The 15,208-nt window shown below is 67.8% G+C and carries 15 protein-coding genes; 7 read left to right on the top strand and 8 right to left on the bottom strand.

From position 1 onward, the window contains the following. Positions 1-2: 2 nt before the first annotated feature. Positions 3-905 (bottom strand): SDR family NAD(P)-dependent oxidoreductase, encoded by a 903-nt coding sequence (locus tag ACIUM1_RS06670; RefSeq protein ID WP_406816440.1) that lies wholly within the window; start codon positions 903-905, stop codon positions 3-5. Positions 906-1,000: 95 nt separating this feature from the next. Between ACIUM1_RS06670 and ACIUM1_RS06675 the strand changes: the two genes are divergently transcribed. The 3 genes from ACIUM1_RS06675 to ACIUM1_RS06685 all read left to right on the top strand — a co-directional run bounded on the left by ACIUM1_RS06675 (position 1,001) and on the right by ACIUM1_RS06685 (position 3,635). Beyond that, on the top strand, positions 1,001-1,444 hold the full coding sequence (locus ACIUM1_RS06675) for a nuclear transport factor 2 family protein (RefSeq protein ID WP_406816441.1): 444 nt from the start codon (positions 1,001-1,003) through the stop codon (positions 1,442-1,444). A gap of 116 nt (positions 1,445-1,560) precedes the next feature. Next, entirely contained in the window at positions 1,561-2,805 is a 1,245-nt protein-coding gene (locus ACIUM1_RS06680; RefSeq protein ID WP_406816442.1) for a hypothetical protein, read from the top strand. Between the two features lie 2 nt (positions 2,806-2,807). Next, positions 2,808-3,635: an oxidoreductase gene (locus tag ACIUM1_RS06685; RefSeq protein WP_406816443.1), complete on the top strand. Its 828-nt coding sequence runs from the start codon at positions 2,808-2,810 to the stop codon at positions 3,633-3,635. A gap of 42 nt (positions 3,636-3,677) precedes the next feature. Here the strand turns inward: ACIUM1_RS06685 and ACIUM1_RS06690 are convergent, their stop codons facing one another. The 3 genes from ACIUM1_RS06690 to ACIUM1_RS06700 are packed head-to-tail and all read right to left on the bottom strand — an operon-like array spanning position 3,678 to position 6,306. Next, positions 3,678-4,607 carry an NADP-dependent oxidoreductase gene (locus ACIUM1_RS06690; protein WP_406817563.1) on the bottom strand — a complete coding sequence of 310 codons (930 nt, stop codon included), beginning with the start codon at positions 4,605-4,607 and terminating at the stop codon, positions 3,678-3,680. Between the two features lie 5 nt (positions 4,608-4,612). Continuing rightward, entirely contained in the window at positions 4,613-5,296 is a 684-nt protein-coding gene (locus ACIUM1_RS06695) for a uracil-DNA glycosylase (protein WP_406816444.1), read from the bottom strand. Positions 5,297-5,337: 41 nt separating this feature from the next. Next, positions 5,338-6,306, bottom strand: coding sequence for a thiamine-phosphate kinase (locus ACIUM1_RS06700; protein WP_406816445.1), 969 nt, complete (start codon positions 6,304-6,306; stop codon positions 5,338-5,340). 134 nt (positions 6,307-6,440) lie between these two features. Between ACIUM1_RS06700 and ACIUM1_RS06705 the strand changes: the two genes are divergently transcribed. After that, entirely contained in the window at positions 6,441-7,001 is a 561-nt protein-coding gene (locus tag ACIUM1_RS06705; RefSeq protein WP_406816446.1) for a DUF3515 domain-containing protein, read from the top strand. Between the two features lie 77 nt (positions 7,002-7,078). On the opposite strand, the gene ACIUM1_RS06710 is transcribed toward ACIUM1_RS06705, so the two are convergent. Both ACIUM1_RS06710 and ACIUM1_RS06715 read right to left on the bottom strand, forming a co-directional pair. Further along, positions 7,079-8,224: a D-alanine--D-alanine ligase family protein gene (locus ACIUM1_RS06710; protein ID WP_406816447.1), complete on the bottom strand. Its 1,146-nt coding sequence runs from the start codon at positions 8,222-8,224 to the stop codon at positions 7,079-7,081. A gap of 80 nt (positions 8,225-8,304) precedes the next feature. After that, positions 8,305-9,348, bottom strand: a complete 1,044-nt coding sequence (locus tag ACIUM1_RS06715) for an NAD(P)H-dependent glycerol-3-phosphate dehydrogenase (RefSeq protein WP_406816448.1) — start codon at positions 9,346-9,348, stop codon at positions 8,305-8,307. Between the two features lie 118 nt (positions 9,349-9,466). Here ACIUM1_RS06715 and cofC point away from each other — a divergent pair, with 118 nt between their 5' ends. The 3 genes from cofC (at position 9,467) to ACIUM1_RS06730 (ending at position 13,444) form a co-directional block, all read left to right on the top strand. Beyond that, the gene (gene cofC, locus ACIUM1_RS06720) at positions 9,467-10,129 is read left to right on the top strand and encodes a 2-phospho-L-lactate guanylyltransferase (protein WP_406816449.1); all 663 of its coding nucleotides are present in this window, start codon (positions 9,467-9,469) and stop codon (positions 10,127-10,129) included. Between the two features lie 88 nt (positions 10,130-10,217). Continuing rightward, on the top strand, positions 10,218-12,407 hold the full coding sequence (locus tag ACIUM1_RS06725; RefSeq protein ID WP_406816450.1) for an RNA degradosome polyphosphate kinase: 2,190 nt from the start codon (positions 10,218-10,220) through the stop codon (positions 12,405-12,407). Between the two features lie 89 nt (positions 12,408-12,496). Further along, positions 12,497-13,444, top strand: coding sequence for an NUDIX domain-containing protein (locus ACIUM1_RS06730; protein WP_406816451.1), 948 nt, complete (start codon positions 12,497-12,499; stop codon positions 13,442-13,444). A gap of 287 nt (positions 13,445-13,731) precedes the next feature. On the opposite strand, the gene ACIUM1_RS06735 is transcribed toward ACIUM1_RS06730, so the two are convergent. Both ACIUM1_RS06735 and leuD read right to left on the bottom strand, forming a co-directional pair. After that, positions 13,732-14,382, bottom strand: coding sequence for an HU family DNA-binding protein (locus ACIUM1_RS06735; protein WP_406816452.1), 651 nt, complete (start codon positions 14,380-14,382; stop codon positions 13,732-13,734). Positions 14,383-14,592: 210 nt separating this feature from the next. Further along, positions 14,593-15,189 carry a 3-isopropylmalate dehydratase small subunit gene (gene leuD, locus ACIUM1_RS06740; protein WP_406816453.1) on the bottom strand — a complete coding sequence of 199 codons (597 nt, stop codon included), beginning with the start codon at positions 15,187-15,189 and terminating at the stop codon, positions 14,593-14,595. Between the last annotated feature and the right edge of the window lie 19 nt (positions 15,190-15,208).

Consider the following 15,208-nt stretch of genomic DNA (forward strand, 5'->3'; position numbering starts at 1 on the left):
GGCTAGACCTCCAGTGTCGTGCCGGTCTCGTGTTCGGCGAAGGCCACCAGCCGCGCGGCCGTGTCGTAATCGCACGCCAGCGGCGTGCGGCCGATCAGCACCGGGCCGCCGCGCAGCCCGAACCTGCCGCTGACCCCGACGTAGCTGCCCGGCGGAATCGGCTCGCTGATGCAGTACAGGGTCGGCGCCGCACCCTCGTCGATGTCGTTGGCCAGCCGGTCGGCCACTACCTTGACCCCCTTGTGGGCCAGCGACATCAGCGGCGAGTCGCCCAGGTTCGACAGGTTCGAGGCCACCCAGCCCGGGTGGGTGAGCTGCGTGACGATCGGCGATCCGGCCGCCCGCAGCCGGCGGTCCAGCTCCAGCCCCCAGAGCATGACCGCGAGCTTCGACTGCGCGTAGGCGCCCAACCTCGTCCACTTATGCCGGCGCAGGTGGAGGTCGTCGAGACGCAGCGTCGCCGACCGGTGCGCGTCGGAGCCGACGTTGATGATCTGCGAACGGACCTTTCCCAGCAACAAGTTGGTCAGGGCGAACGGTCCGAGCAGGTTGGTGCCGAGCGTCATCTCGAAGCCGTCGACGGTCTCGGTGCGCCGGTCGGTCAGGGCCCCGGCGTTGTTGACCAAAATGTCCACCGGCTCGTCGATCAGGCCCGCAAAGGTCCGCACCGAGGACAGGTCGGCCAGGTCGAGCTTGATCACAGATGTCCGGCGGCCGCCCATTGCTGCAATCTCGGCGGCGCGTTGCTCGCCGAGCTCGGTGTTGCGCACGGCCAGGATCACGTGCGCACCGGCTTTGGCGAGCGCCCGCGCGGTGCCGAGCCCGACGCCGTTGGTCGCTCCGGTCACGATCACGCGTTTGCCGGTGAGGTTGCCGAGCCGGCTCGGCGTCCAGGGTGGGGTCACGGCGACTAAGAGTAATGGTCGGTTCTATGTAAGTTGGACCGGTTCTGCCAACATTGGTGCGGAACACAGCGGAAGACCCCCGAGGCGGTTCGACGATGACTGACAGCGCCACTGAGATCACCAACCTCATCTACACCTATGCGCAGCTTCTGGACGGCGGCGACCTGGACGGGGTGGCCGGGCTGTTTGAGCACGGCCGCATTTGCGGGGTCGAGGATGGCCCACCGGAGACGGTGTTCGCCGGTTCGGCCCGGGTGCGCGAGATGTATGACATGGCCACCCGGATTTACGAGGACGGCACCCCCAAGACCAAACACAACACGACCAACGTGCAGCTCTACATCGACGAGGCGGCCGGGACCGCGCACAGCACGTCCTACTATTGCGTCACGCAAGCCACCGCCGAACTGCCGCTGCAGGTCATCGTGACCGGGCACTACAAGGACACCTTTCACCGGGTGGACGGGGCCTGGTGCTTCGACAGCCGGACCATGTTCGTCGACCAGGTCGGCGACGTCAGCCAGCATCTGAAGTTCTGAGCCGTGGCATCGGCGTGCGCGTCCGAGGGTCCGCCGACGGCCCGCGTCCCGAGTGGGTAGACGACCGATCACGTTGTGCAACAAGCGTTTTAGACAACACGTCGGAGGAACAGCACATGGCCGATCATCCGGTCGCGACGGCGTCCCAACACGAACAGGAGCTGGCCGCCCTCGACCTGATCGAGCACGCGGACGTCAAGGCCGCCTACCGCGCGGTCGCCGAGACCTGGCTCGGTCGCGCCAAGGCGTCGGACGCGATGCGCGAACGGTTCGACGACGCGTTCGCCGAGGTGATGTTCTCGGCGGCGATCTGGTCGTCGAATCAGGACAAGTTGAGGCCGAAGGTCAGCTGCATCACCCGGCTCGCACACCCGGTGGACGGCCGCAACGTTCCCGGATCGCGGTGGGGCATCGACAATCCCGACAGCGTGTACCGGGTGATCCCGATCTCGGGCGACCAGCGCTACGAGATCCGCGGCCGGGTCGGCGAGCACCGGATGACCGAGAACTACTTCACGCTGTGGGACGCCCACATGGGCACCGTCGCCGTGCTCAACGGCCGCACCATGCAGGTCGACTCCGACGGCAGCTACACGATCACCGTCGACCCCGAACCCGCCAACGGCCGGCCGAACCACGTGCAGACCTCGCCGGAAGCCCACGAGTTCTACATCCGTGACGTGCTACTGGACTGGAGCCGTGACGACCCCAATCACATTGAGGTGCAACGACTCGGCGGCCCGCCGGCCACCCCGGCGCGCACACTCGACGAGCAGGCGGCGGCCACGGCGGCGATGATGGATTATTTCGCCAACTTCACCGGCAAGCTCAGCCACGGCGTCTACAAGATGCCGGCCAACCACTTCAACCTGGCCTGGTCGGCCGACAAGGTCGGGGCGATGCGCAACCAGGTCTACGTGATGGGCCGGTTCGACCTCGCCCCTGACGAGGCGTTCGTCGTCGACCTGAATGACGGCGGCGCCGAATACTTCACGGTGCCGCTGAGCAACATCTGGGGCACCACGCTCGATCTCGTCGACCGCACCGGCAGCCTCAACAAGGCACAATCGGTGGCCAACGAGGACGGCTCATACACCTATGTGATCTCGCCCGTCGACCCCGGCGTGGCGAACTGGATCGACTCCGACGGCCTGCGGGAGGCCATCCTGACCCTGCGGATGGCGGAGTTCGGTGCGGGCGGCCCGCGGGAAAACCTGGGCGCGCGCGGCCGGGTGGTCAAGCTGGACCGGCTCGACGCCGAGGTGCCGCACCTGCCGCGGGTGAGCGAGCAGCGGCGCGCCACCGAGTTGGCCGAGCGACGCAAGGCCTATCTGCGCCGTCTGCCGGAAGGGACGATCTGACGATGTCACGCTGGCTGATCACGGGCTGCTCCACCGGCTTTGGTCGCGAAATCGCTCGCGTCGCACTACAAGCCGGCCACAGCGTGGTGGTGACCGCGCGGCGGGCCGAGGCGGTGGCCGACATCGTCGACGACTTCGGGGACCGGGCCGTGGCAACGGCACTCGACGTGACCGACGCCGGCCAGATCGCGGCGGCGGTGTCGGTGGCCGACACGGCGTTCGGCGGAATCGACGTCCTGGTCAACAACGCCGGTCACGGTTACCTGTCCTCGGTGGAAGAGGGCGAGGACGCTGAGGTGAGAAAGCTGTTCGACGTGAACTACTTCGGTGCCGTCGACATGATCAAGGCGGTGCTGCCGGCCATGCGCGCCCGCCGGTCGGGGCACATCATCAACATCTCCTCGATGACCGGCCTGGTGGCGAACCCCCCGAACGCCTACTACTCGTCGACCAAATTCGCGCTGGAGGCGGTGACCGAGGCCCTCGCCGCCGAGGTACGCCCGCTGGGCATCAAGGTGACCGCCATCGAGCCGGGCGCGTTCCGCACCGACTGGGCGACGCGGTCGATGAAGGAGTCGGGCAGCCCGATCTCCGACTACGCCGACGTGGCGGCGCGCAAGGACCTGATCAAGCAGTTCGCCGACCAACTGCCCGGCGATCCGAAGAAGGTCGCTGAGGCGGTGCTGATGGTGACCACGCTCGACGAACCGCCACTGCGGCTGCTACTGGGCCGTGATGTGCTGAAGGCGATGCGCGACAAGATCACTGCGATGTCGGCGTCGATCGAAGAGTGGAAGGCCGTCACGAAGGACGTCAATTTCGCGGACTAGTGGGTCTTGCCGGCCGACTGTGGGGCTTAGGCAGAAGAACGGTCAGTCCCGCACGATGAGGACCGTCTTGCCTGCGCGCCTGCCGCTGTCGCGGCTTTCATACGCTTCCCGGCCGTCCTCGAGGCCGAACGTCTGGGCGATCGCGACGTGCAACCGGTCGCTGTCGACCAGCGCGGCGAGTTCGTCGAGCTGTTCGCGATTCGGCGTGACGATGAAAAACGTTGCGGTGACGTCGAACTCGTCGGCCCTGCCGTCCGGCGGCGGTGCCGACAAAGTAACCAGGCGGCCTCCCGCGTGCAGCACGCCGAACGAGCGCTGCAGCGTCTGACCGCCGACCGTGTCGATGACGACGTCGTAGCCGGCACCGGTTTCGTCGAATGCCTCGCTGCGCACGTCGATCACCCGCTGCGCGCCGCACCCACGCAGCAGATTGGCGGTGTCACTGCGCACCGTTGCGGTCACCCGCGCACCCAGCAGCGCGGCCAACTGCACCGTCAACAGGCCCACTCCCCCGGCACCTCCATGCACCAGCACGGTCTCGCCCGGTTGCACGGCGGCATGATCGACCAGAGCCTGCAGGGCGGTCAGGCCGGCCAGCGGCAGCGCGGCGGCGACGGCGTGCGAAACGGTCGCCGGCTTGGTGGCCAGGTCGGCCGCGGGTACGGCGACGAAATCGGCCGCCGCACCGTCGCGGTCGAACCCGATCAACCCATACACCTCGGCGCCGGGCGCGAAATCCGTGACGTCGGCGGCAACCTCTTGAACTACGCCCGACACCTCGTGTGAGGGGATCACCGGGAGGCGGCTGGCCCCATCTCGGGTCCAGGTCTCCTCCCAGGTCAGCTCGTCGAAGGTGATCCCGGCCGCGTGGACGGCCACCAAGACTTCACCGGCGGCCGGCACCGGCACCGGGGCGCGTTCGAGCACCAGCTGCTCGGGGCCGCCCCGCCGGTGCGCCCGCAGCGCGGTCATCTCGGTCACGGCAGCCGCCAATCGATCGCCTCGGCGCCCATCCCGGTCAGCAGTTCGTTGGCGCGGCTGAACGGGCGCGAACCGAAGAACCCGCGCGAGGCCGACAGCGGCGACGGATGCGGCGACTCGATAGCGACGCAATTACCTTGGGCGAGAATCGGTTTGAGTGTCGATGCATCACGACCCCACAGAATCGCCACCAGGGGACGCGACCGCTCCGTCAGCGCGCGGATAGCGCATTCGGTCACCGCCTCCCACCCCTTGCCGCGGTGCGAAGCGGGGTTACTGGGGCGCACCGTGAGCACCCTGTTCAGCAGCAGCACGCCGCGCTGCGCCCACGGGGTCAGGTCGCCGCACGAGGGCTGTGGATGGCCCAGGTCCGCGGTGTACTCCTGAAAGATGTTGGCCAGACTGCGCGGCACTGGCCGCACCTCGGGCGCCACCGAGAAGCTCAGGCCCACAGCGTGGCCGGGCGTCGGGTAAGGGTCCTGCCCGACGATCAGCACCCTGACGTCGTCGAAGGGATAGGTGAAGGCGCGCAATACATTCGGTCCGGCCGGCAAATACTGGCGTCCGGCGGCGATCTCGGCCCGAAGGAATTGCCCCATCTCGGCCACCCGGTCGGCCACCGGCTTCAGCGCGGTGGCCCAGCCCGCCTCGACCAGTTCACCCAGCGGACGCGCGGTCATCATCGGCTCGTGGCGATCGCGTAAACGGTCACCGCGTCACCCTAATACGACTGCCAGCCGGCGTAGCCTTTCCACTCCTGATCGTCGACGAGCACCCGGGCCGGACCGTCGAGAACCCGCCCGATGATGCGCCATCCGGCCGGCGCTGGACCGGCGAAACACGCCACCAGGGCATGATCCTCGCCGCCACCCAGCACCCAGTGCCAGGGATCGGCACCCACCGCGGCGGCGGCGGCGGCGAGCGCATCGCGTTCCGCGGCCAGCGCCGCCGTGGACAAATCCATGCCCACCCCGGACGCCTCGGCAACATGACGCAGGTCTGCGATCAGGCCGTCGGAAACGTCGATCATCGCCTGCGCACCCCCGGCCGCCGCCACGGCTCCCTGGCCGTAGGGTGGACGCGGCACCAGATGCCGGCGCCGCAGCTCATCGAAACCATCAATCTTGTTGTGCCACAAGGCAAAGCCTGCCGCGGAGCGACCCAGCTCCCCGGCGACGGCGATCAGCGCACCAGGCTTGGCGCCCGACCGCCGCACCGGTGCGCGCCCGTCCGGATCGCCCAGCACGGTCACCGAGATGACCCACTGCGGGCAGTGCACCAGGTCACCGCCGGCGATACCGGCCTCGACCCGCTGCGCCTCGTCCCACATCCCGTCGACCAGCGCGTCCACCTTCGCCGCCGGCGTGTCCCCGGGCGCGCCGAAGGCGACCACGAAGGCCGTCGGCCGCCCGCCCATCGCCTCGATGTCCGCGGCGTTCTGGGCGATCGCTTTGCGACCGATGTCGTACGGCGTCGACCAGTCCAGCCGGAAGTGCCGATCCTGCACGAGCATGTCGGTCGACACCAGGGTGCGTCCGTTGGTGGACGCCACCAGCGCCGCATCGTCACCGGGCCCGAGCAGGACCGCGGCCGGCTGCGTGCGATCCCGCACCAGGCGATCGATCACGGCGAACTCACCGAGTTGCTGCAGCGACGCGGACTCGCCCGATTGGTCTTGCACGCCACCCACGATAGGGCTCCTACCACAGCTCGGACCGCCGCCGGACCGAACCTGGTCCACCCGGGCCCGTTTCGGCCCGGAATAGATTGGCACCCGGGTAGCCGCGGGCGATAGTGGTTAGCAGAACAGGAGGTGCGCGGGCGGTGGCAACCGAATCGGACGCCGACGGCGGCCCGTCGCGTGCGCTGATCATCGTCGCGATCGCGCTGGCCGTCGCGACGATCGGCGTGATCCTGGCCATCGCCGCAAGCCGCGAGGCGCCCCCGCGTTCGGTTGCGCTGCCCGCGGTCCCCGCGCCGCAGGCCGACGGCGCCGCATGCCGGGCGCTGATGGGCGCGCTGCCGCAGCGGCTCGGGGACTACCAGCGCGCGCCCCTCGAGCAGCCCGCCCCGCAGGGCGCCGCCGCCTGGCGGAGCGGGCCGGACAGCGACCCGGTGGTGCTGCGCTGCGGGCTGGACCGCCCGGCCGAGTTCGTCCTCGGGTCCCCGCTCCAGGTCGTCGATCGGGTGCAGTGGTTCCAGGTGCGTTCCGAACAGCAATCCGCCGGCGACGCGGGCAGATCCACCTGGTATGCGGTGGACCGCGGCGTCTATGTGGCGCTGACGCTGCCGACCGGATCGGGCCCGACGCCGATCCAGCGGCTGTCCGAGGTCATCGACCGCAGCATCCCGGCGGCGCCCATCGACCCCGGCCAGCCCCGCTAGCGGTCCAATGGCGGCGACCCGCTGGTCCCGATGGCGGCGACCCGCTTCGCCCGGCTACGCCGCGCTCGCGATCGCCGCTAGCGCAAGCCCACGCCGCGGGCCAGCGCGGTCTCGACCATCGTCGCCAGCAAGGTCGCGTAATCCACGCCGCTGGCCGCCCACATCCTCGGGTACATCGAGATCGTGGTGAATCCCGGCATGGTGTTGATCTCGTTGAGCACCGGCCCGTCTTCAGTGAGGAAGAAGTCCACCCGGGCCAGCCCCTGGCAGTCGATCGCTTTGAACGCCCGAACCGCCAATTGCCGCATCACACCGGCGGTTTCGTCGTCCACCTTGGCAGGCACGTCCAATTCGGCGGCGTCGTCAAGGTATTTGGTGGAGAAGTCGTAGAACGAATCTTCGCGTCCGCGAACGCCGGCCACGCGGATCTCGCCCAGCGTGCTGGCTTCGACTGTGCCATCGGGTATTTCGAGCACGCCGCATTCCAGCTCGCGCCCGACGATCGCCGCCTCGACGATGACCTTGGGGTCGTGGCGGCGCGCGGTGGCGATGGCGGCGTCCAGCTGATCCCAGCTCGACACCCGGCTCACACCGATCGAGGAGCCGCCCCGCGCCGGCTTGACGAACACCGGCAGGCCCAGCCGCTCGCGCTCCTCGGGGCGCAGCCTCGATCGCGCCGGGCGCAGCACCGCGTAGTCGCCGACCGGGAGTCCGTCGGCGGCGAACAGCTTCTTGGTGAACTCCTTGTCCATGCCGGCCGCGCTGGCCAGCACGCCGGCCCCCACGTAGGGCACGCCGGCGAGTTCCAGCAGACCCTGAATGGTGCCGTCCTCGCCGTAAGGACCGTGCAGCACCGGAAACACCACGTCGACCGATGCCAACACCTCACTGGCACCGGGCCCAAGGGACACCAGCTGCCCGCCGCGCCGAGGATCGGCCGGCAGCGCCAATTCGGTTCCCGATTCGGCGGTCACCTCGGGCAGTTGCCGGTTGGTGATCGCCAGCGCGGCCGGGTCTCCGTCGGTGAGCACCCAGGAGCCGTCCGGTGTGATGCCGATCGCGACCACGTCGAACCGCTCCGGGTCCAGGTTGCGCAAAATGCTGCCGGCCGAGACGCACGAGATGGCGTGCTCGTTGCTGCGCCCGCCGAAAACGACGGCGACGCGTACCCGGTCACCGCTCCGTGAGCTGGGGTGCCGCGTCGGCCGCTCGCTGGCATTCACAATCTCAAGAGGCTACCCGGTGACACCCGGCCCGGTCGGGTGGCGGGCGTTTGCCTGGCCTTTCATATGTTCGCTGCCCATCATTCGGGCTTGGTGCTGCGGCCGAGAAGCAGGGCCATTGCCTCGTCGACCGAGAGCCCTTTGTGGCACACCCGGTGCACGGCGTCGGTGAGGGGCATTTCGACGTCGTAGCTGGCGGCCAGAGCGAGCACCGCCTCGCAGGATGTCACGCCCTCGACGACGTGCCCGTCCCCGCCGTCGGGCGTGCCGGCCAGCAGCGACTGGATGGTCGCGCCCCGGCCGAGCCGTTCCCCCAGGGAACGGTTGCGCGACCGCGGCGAGCTGCAGGTGGCCACCAGGTCGCCCACTCCCGCCAGCCCGGCCAGCGTCGCACCCTTGGCGCCCAGGGCAATCCCCAGCCGCATGATTTCGGCCAGACCGCGGGTGATGATCGCCGCGGCGGTGTTTTCGCCGAGCCCGACTCCCGCGGCCATCCCGCACGCGAGGGCGATGACGTTCTTGCAGGCCCCGCCGACCTCGGTGCCGACCACGTCGCTGTTGGTGTACGGGCGGAAGTATCCGCTGTTCAGCATGCGCTGCAGGGCGACCGCACGGCCGGAGTCACTGCAGGCGATGACGGTGGCGGCGGGCTGAGACGCCGCGATCTCGCTGGCCAGGTTCGGTCCAGAGATCACCGCGACCTGAGACGGGTCGACGCCCGTGACCGAGACGATGACCTGGCTCATCCGCATCAGGGTGCCCAGCTCGATGCCTTTGGCCAGGCTGACCAGGGTCGAGCCCTCGCGAAGCAGCGGCGCCCAGCGCTCGAGGTTGCCGCGCATCGTCTGCGCCGGCACGCCCAGCAGCACCGTTGACGCATCGCGCAGGGCTTCGGCGGCATCGGCGGTGGCACGGATCCCCGGCGGCAGCAACGTGCCGGGTAAGTAGTCGGGGTTGTACCGGGTCGAGTTGATCTGGTCGGCCAGTTCGGGCCTGCGGGCCCACAGCGTGACTCCCGCCTCCGGCCCGCCGGCATCGGCCAGCACCTTGGCCAGCGCCGTACCCCAGGCCCCGGCGCCCATGACCGCGACGGCGCCCTTCGATCCGGCGATAGCGCTGGCCATGTACCACCCCTTCTGCGGTCGGTCTTGCGCACGCGGCACGTGCAGCCGCTACACCCTAGATCAGCGACTGAGCGGGCGTCACGCGAGCCGCAGCGCGTCGCTGGCAGGATGACTTCGCATGAGCGGCATACGCGGCGACGGCGCGACCAACGGCGCAGGCGATGTGGCCGTGATCATCGCCGTCAAGAGGTTGGCGGCGGCCAAGACCAGGCTGGCCCCGGTGTTCTCGGCGCGCACCCGGGAGAGCGTGGTGCTCGCCATGCTGATGGACACCCTGACCGCCGCCGGACGGGTCCGATCGCTGGGCTCGATCACCGTGATCACGCCCGACGATGCCGCGGCCGCCGCTGCCACCGAGTTGGGTGCCGACGTGCTGGCCGACCCGACACCGGAGGGGCACCCCGATCCGCTGAACAACGCCATCGCCACCGCGGAGCGCGCAGTGAGCAGTTCCTACGCCAATGTCGTTGTGCTGCAAGGGGATTTGCCCGCACTGCAGACGCAGGAGCTGGACGAGGCGATCGCCGCCGCCCGCCAGCACCGGCGCAGCTTCGTCGCCGATCGGCTGGCGACGGGCACCGCGGCGCTGTTTGCGTTCGGCAGCCCGCTCGACCCGCGCTTCGGGTCCGATTCCTCGGCGCGGCACCGCAGTTCGGGCGCGATCGAGCTGACCGGCGCCTGGCCCGGCCTGCGGTGTGACGTCGACACCCCCACCGACCTCGCCGCCGCCCGTCGCCTCGGAGTGGGCGCGGCGACCGCCCGGGCCCTCGCGACGCACTGATTTCGCTCACCGCGGGTAAATCTGTCCGATGGGTGAACGTCGTCCCAACGGCGAATGGATGTCCCCGGAGCGCTAGCAGCACCCGCGCGTGATGAGCAATGATCGCAGGGTGACTGAAATCGAAGCTGAGGCGCGACCCGACGAGAATTTGTGGCATGCAGGCGACTCGGCCGTGGCGGCACCACCGGCTGCGACCCAGGCCGCGCTGACCGATTTGCCGGACGACCGGTACCTCAACCGGGAACTGAGCTGGCTCGACTTCAACGCCCGCGTGCTGGCGCTGGCCGACGACAACTCGTTGCCTCTGCTGGAGCGTGCCAAGTTCCTGGCAATCTTCGCCTCAAACCTCGACGAGTTTTATATGGTGCGCGTCGCCGGGCTCAAGCGCCGCGACGAGATGGGGCTTTCGGTCCGCTCCGCCGACGGTTTGACGCCGCGCAAGCAGCTCGCCCTGATCGGCGAACAGACACAGCGCATCGCAACCCGGCATGCGCGGGTGTTCCTCGATTCGGTCCGGCCGGCGCTCGCCGAGGAAGGCATCCACATCGTCACGTGGGCCGATCTCGACCAGGCCGAGCGCGACGAATTGTCCACCTATTTCACCGAACAGGTCTTCCCCGTCCTGACCCCACTGGCCGTCGACCCCGCGCACCCATTCCCGTTCGTCAGCGGGCTGAGCCTGAACCTGGCGGTCATGGTGCGTCAGCCCGAGGACGGCGGCCAGCACTTCGCCCGAGTCAAGGTGCCCAACAACGTCGACCGCTTCGTCGAACTGCGCGTGATCGACAGCACCGACGGCTCGGGGCGGACCATCGTCCGCTACCTGCCGATGGAAGAACTGATCGCCGCTTTCCTTCCTCTTCTTTTCCCCGGCATGGAAATCGTGGAACATCACGCTTTCCGCATCACCCGCAACGCCGACATGGAGGTCGAAGAAGACCGCGACGAGGATCTGTTGCAGGCCCTGGAACGGGAGTTGGCGCGCCGCCGGTTCGGCCCGCCGGTGCGACTCGAAATCGCCGACGACATGACCGAGGGCATGCTGGAATTGCTGCTTCGCGAACTCGATGTGGATCCCGGTGATGTCATCGAAGTCCCGGGCCTGCTGGACCTTTCGTCGTTGTGGCAGATCTACGACCTCGATCGGCCGGCACTCAAGGACCCGGCGTTCGTCCCGGATACCCATCCCGCTTTCGCCGACCGCGAATCGTCCAAGAGCATCTTCGCGACGCTGCGCGAAGGCGACGTCCTGGTGCACCACCCGTACGACTCCTTCTCCACCAGCGTGCAGCGCTTCATCCAGCAGGCCGCCGCGGACCCCAACGTGCTGGCGATCAAACAGACGCTGTACCGCACCTCCGGTGACTCGCCGATCGTGCGGGCGCTGATCGAAGCGGCCGAGGCCGGAAAGCAGGCGGTGGCGCTCGTCGAGATCAAGGCGCGCTTCGACGAACAGGCCAACATCCGTTGGGCGCGTGCACTCGAGCAGGCGGGCGTGCACGTGGTTTACGGGCTCGTCGGACTCAAGACGCACTGCAAGACCTGCTTGGTGGTGCGCCGCGAGGGTTCGGCGATCCGGCGGTACTGCCACATCGGTACCGGCAACTACAACAGCAAGACCGCCCGCCTGTATGAGGATGTCGGCCTGCTGACGGCGAGCCCCGATATCGGCGCCGACCTCACCGACTTGTTCAATTCGCTTACTGGCTATTCGCGAAAGGTCTCGTACCGCAATCTGCTGGTGGCACCGCACGGAATTCGCACCGGCATCATTGAACGGGTCGAGCGCGAAATCGAAGCGCACCGCGAACGCGGCAACGGCCGCATTCGCCTGAAGATGAATGCGCTCGTGGACGAGCAGGTGATCGATTCCCTGTACCGCGCGTCGCAGGCGGGGGTGCGGGTCGAGGTGGTGGTGCGCGGCATCTGCGCGCTGCGCCCGGGCGTCGAGGGCTACTCCGAAAACATCTTCGTCCGCTCGATTCTGGGCCGCTTCCTGGAGCACTCGCGGATCATCCATTTCCGCAACATCAACGAGTTCTGGATCGGCAGCGCGGATATGATGCACCGCAACCTGGATCGGCGCGTGGAGGTGCTGGCTCAGGTCAAGGAGCCCAAGCTCACCGCGCAGCTGGACGAGTTATTCGAATCCGCACTGGATCCGTCCACCCGGTGTTGGGAGTTGGGGCCCGACGGGCAGTGGACCCCGTCGCCAAAAGCAGGCCATACCGTGCGCGACCACCAAGTATCGTTGATGGAGCGCCATCGCAGTCCCTAGCTCCATGCGGTGAACTTCCGGTTGTTTCTCCGGGCCGCATCCTGATCAAGCGTGCGGCCCTGATGTGAATTGATCTGCAGGAGTTGAGGTTGCCGAACCAGAATTCGTCCACCGCTCGACGCTCCGGAAGCCGAGTCGTTTATGCCGCGGGCGCGGTGCTGTGGCGACCCGGCAACGGTGACGCCGACGACCACGACGTCGAGATCGCCGTCATTCACCGTCCCCGCTATGACGACTGGTCACTGCCCAAAGGCAAGGTCGACCCCGGCGAAACGGCCCCGGTGGCCGCCGTGCGCGAAGTGCACGAGGAGACGGGGCAGCGCGCCGTCCTGGGCAGGCGGCTCAACCTGGTGAGCTATCCGATCGACCAGGGCGTCAAAAAGGTTTACTACTGGGCGGCGCGCGCCACCGGCGGCGAATTCGTACCGAACCACGAGGTGGACCGGTTGCTCTGGCTCCCGATCGCCGAGGCAATGCAGAGGCTCGATTACTCGCAAGACCGAAAAGTGTTGCGCCAGTTCAATAAAAAACCCGCCGACACGCGAACCTTGTTAGTCGTCCGGCACGGCACGGCCGGACGCAAATCGCGTTTCTCCGGCGATGACGCCATGCGGCCGCTGGACAAGCGCGGCCGCGCACAGGCGGAGGCGCTGGTGCCGCAGCTCCTCGCCTTCGGTGCGTCACAGGTGTACGCGGCCGACCGCGTCCGCTGTCACCAGACCGTGGAACCACTTGCCGCCGAATTGGGCGTTCCCATACACAACGAGCCCGCCCTCACCGAAGAGGCCTACGAGAAGAATGCGAAACGCGGTCGCCACCGAATGCTTGAAATCGCCGAGCAACAAGGCACGCCGGTTGTCTGCACCCAGGGCAAGGTGATTCCGGACTTGATCGCGTGGTGGTGTGAGCGCGATGGCGTGCGGCCCGACAAGGCGCGCAACCACAAGGGCAGCACCTGGGTGCTGTCTCTGTTCGACGGTCGATTGGTGGCCGCCGACCACATCGGTGGCGCACTGGCCGCCAACGTCCGGGCCTAGCGAAATGGCGGCGGCCCGCCGCGCCCGGCCGCGCCGCGCTTGCGACCACCGCTAGCGAAATGGCGGCGGCCCGCCGCGCCCGGCTGCGCCGCGCTTGCGACCACCGCTAGCACGATGGCGGCGGCCCGCCGCGCCCGGCTGCGCCGCGCTTGCGACCACCGCTAGCACGATGGCGGCGGCCCGCTGCGCCCGGCTGCGCCGCGCTTGCGACCACCGCTAACGCACGAATACCCTTCGGGGGCACCGCTGCCGCCCGAAGGGTATTCGCGTCTAGAACGTGACTGCGCTTACTTGCGACCGCGACGCGCGGTCGTCTTCTTGGCGGCCGCCTTCTTGGCCGGAGCCTTGCTCGCCGCCTTCTTGGCCGGAGCCTTGGTCGCGGCCTTCTTGGCCGGGGCCTTGGTCACAGCCTTCTTGGCCGGAGCCTTGCTCGCCGCCTTGCGCACCGGAGCCTTCTTGGCCGCAGTCTTCTTGGCGGGAGCCTTGGTCGCGGCCGTGCGGGCCGGAGCCTTCTTGGCCGCAGTCTTCTTGGCGGGAGCCGCCTTCTTGGCCGCGGTAGCCTTCTTGGCCGGCGCCTTCTTGGCGGCGGTCTTCTTGGCCGCACCACCACTACCCGCGACCACACCGCGTTTGACGGCGGGGCCTTCCGACGGGAGGCGCTGTGCGCCAGACACAACCGCTTTGAACTGAGCACCGGGGCGGAACGCCGGAACGGACGTCGGCTTGACCTTCACCGTCTCACCGGTCCGCGGGTTGCGGGCAACCCGCGCTGCGCGGCGGCGCTGTTCGAACACACCGAACCCGGTGATAGTGACGCTGTCGCCCTTGTGTACCGCACGCACAATGGTGTCGACAACATTCTCGACCGCAGCGGTCGCCTGTCGACGGTCCGTGTTCAATTTAGTTGTGAGCACATCAATGAGCTCTGCCTTGTTCATCAATCCCTCCGACACTAGTGGTCCTCGATTTGAACCGACTAGTGGACACGGTAAACCCTCACCCAGCAAATTTCCAAGAGCCACGCGCAATTTCAGGGCAAGGCGTCCGCCGATTTCGCAATCTGGTTGCCGCCCTTGACCGGTGGAGGGACTTAAAAACCGGCTCGGTTTAGTTAGCCGATCAAGTAGAAAATCGGCGTCGCCGACCACTCAAGAGGCGGGCAGAGTCCGCGGTTTCCACTCCGGATACTCGATCTCGAATGACTCGATCTTGTCGAGTTTCCGCAGCGTAAGGGCTATGTCGTCAAGTCCTTCGAGTAGTCGCCACGCGGTGTGGTCGTCAATCTTGAACGGCAGCACCGTCGTTCCCGCGGTGATATTTCGATCTTGAAGATTGACAGTGATTTCCAAACCCGGGCTCTGCTCGATGAGCTTCCAGAGCAGCTCCACACCGTCTTGGGAAACTTCGGCCGCCAGCAGTCCCGCCTTGCCGGCGTTGCCCCGGAAGATGTCACCGAATCGAGACGAGATGACGACTCGGAACCCGTAGTCCATCAGTGCCCACACCGCATGCTCACGGGAGGAGCCCGTTCCGAAATCGGGCCCCGCGACTAGCACTGACCCCCGGTCAAAGGGGCTGAGGTTAAGCACGAATGACGGATCCGACCGCCAGCTGGCGAACAAGCCGTCCTCGAAACCGGTTCGGGTGACACGCTTCAAATACACCGCAGGAATGATCTGATCGGTGTCGACATTGGAGCGCCGCAGCGGCACACCGATACCGGTGTGGGTGTGAAATGCTTCCATGCTCATCTCCTTCGCAGGC

The sequence above is a fragment of the Mycobacterium sp. M23085 genome (genome assembly GCF_045343915.1).
Classification (GTDB): Bacteria; Actinomycetota; Actinomycetes; order Mycobacteriales; family Mycobacteriaceae; genus Mycobacterium.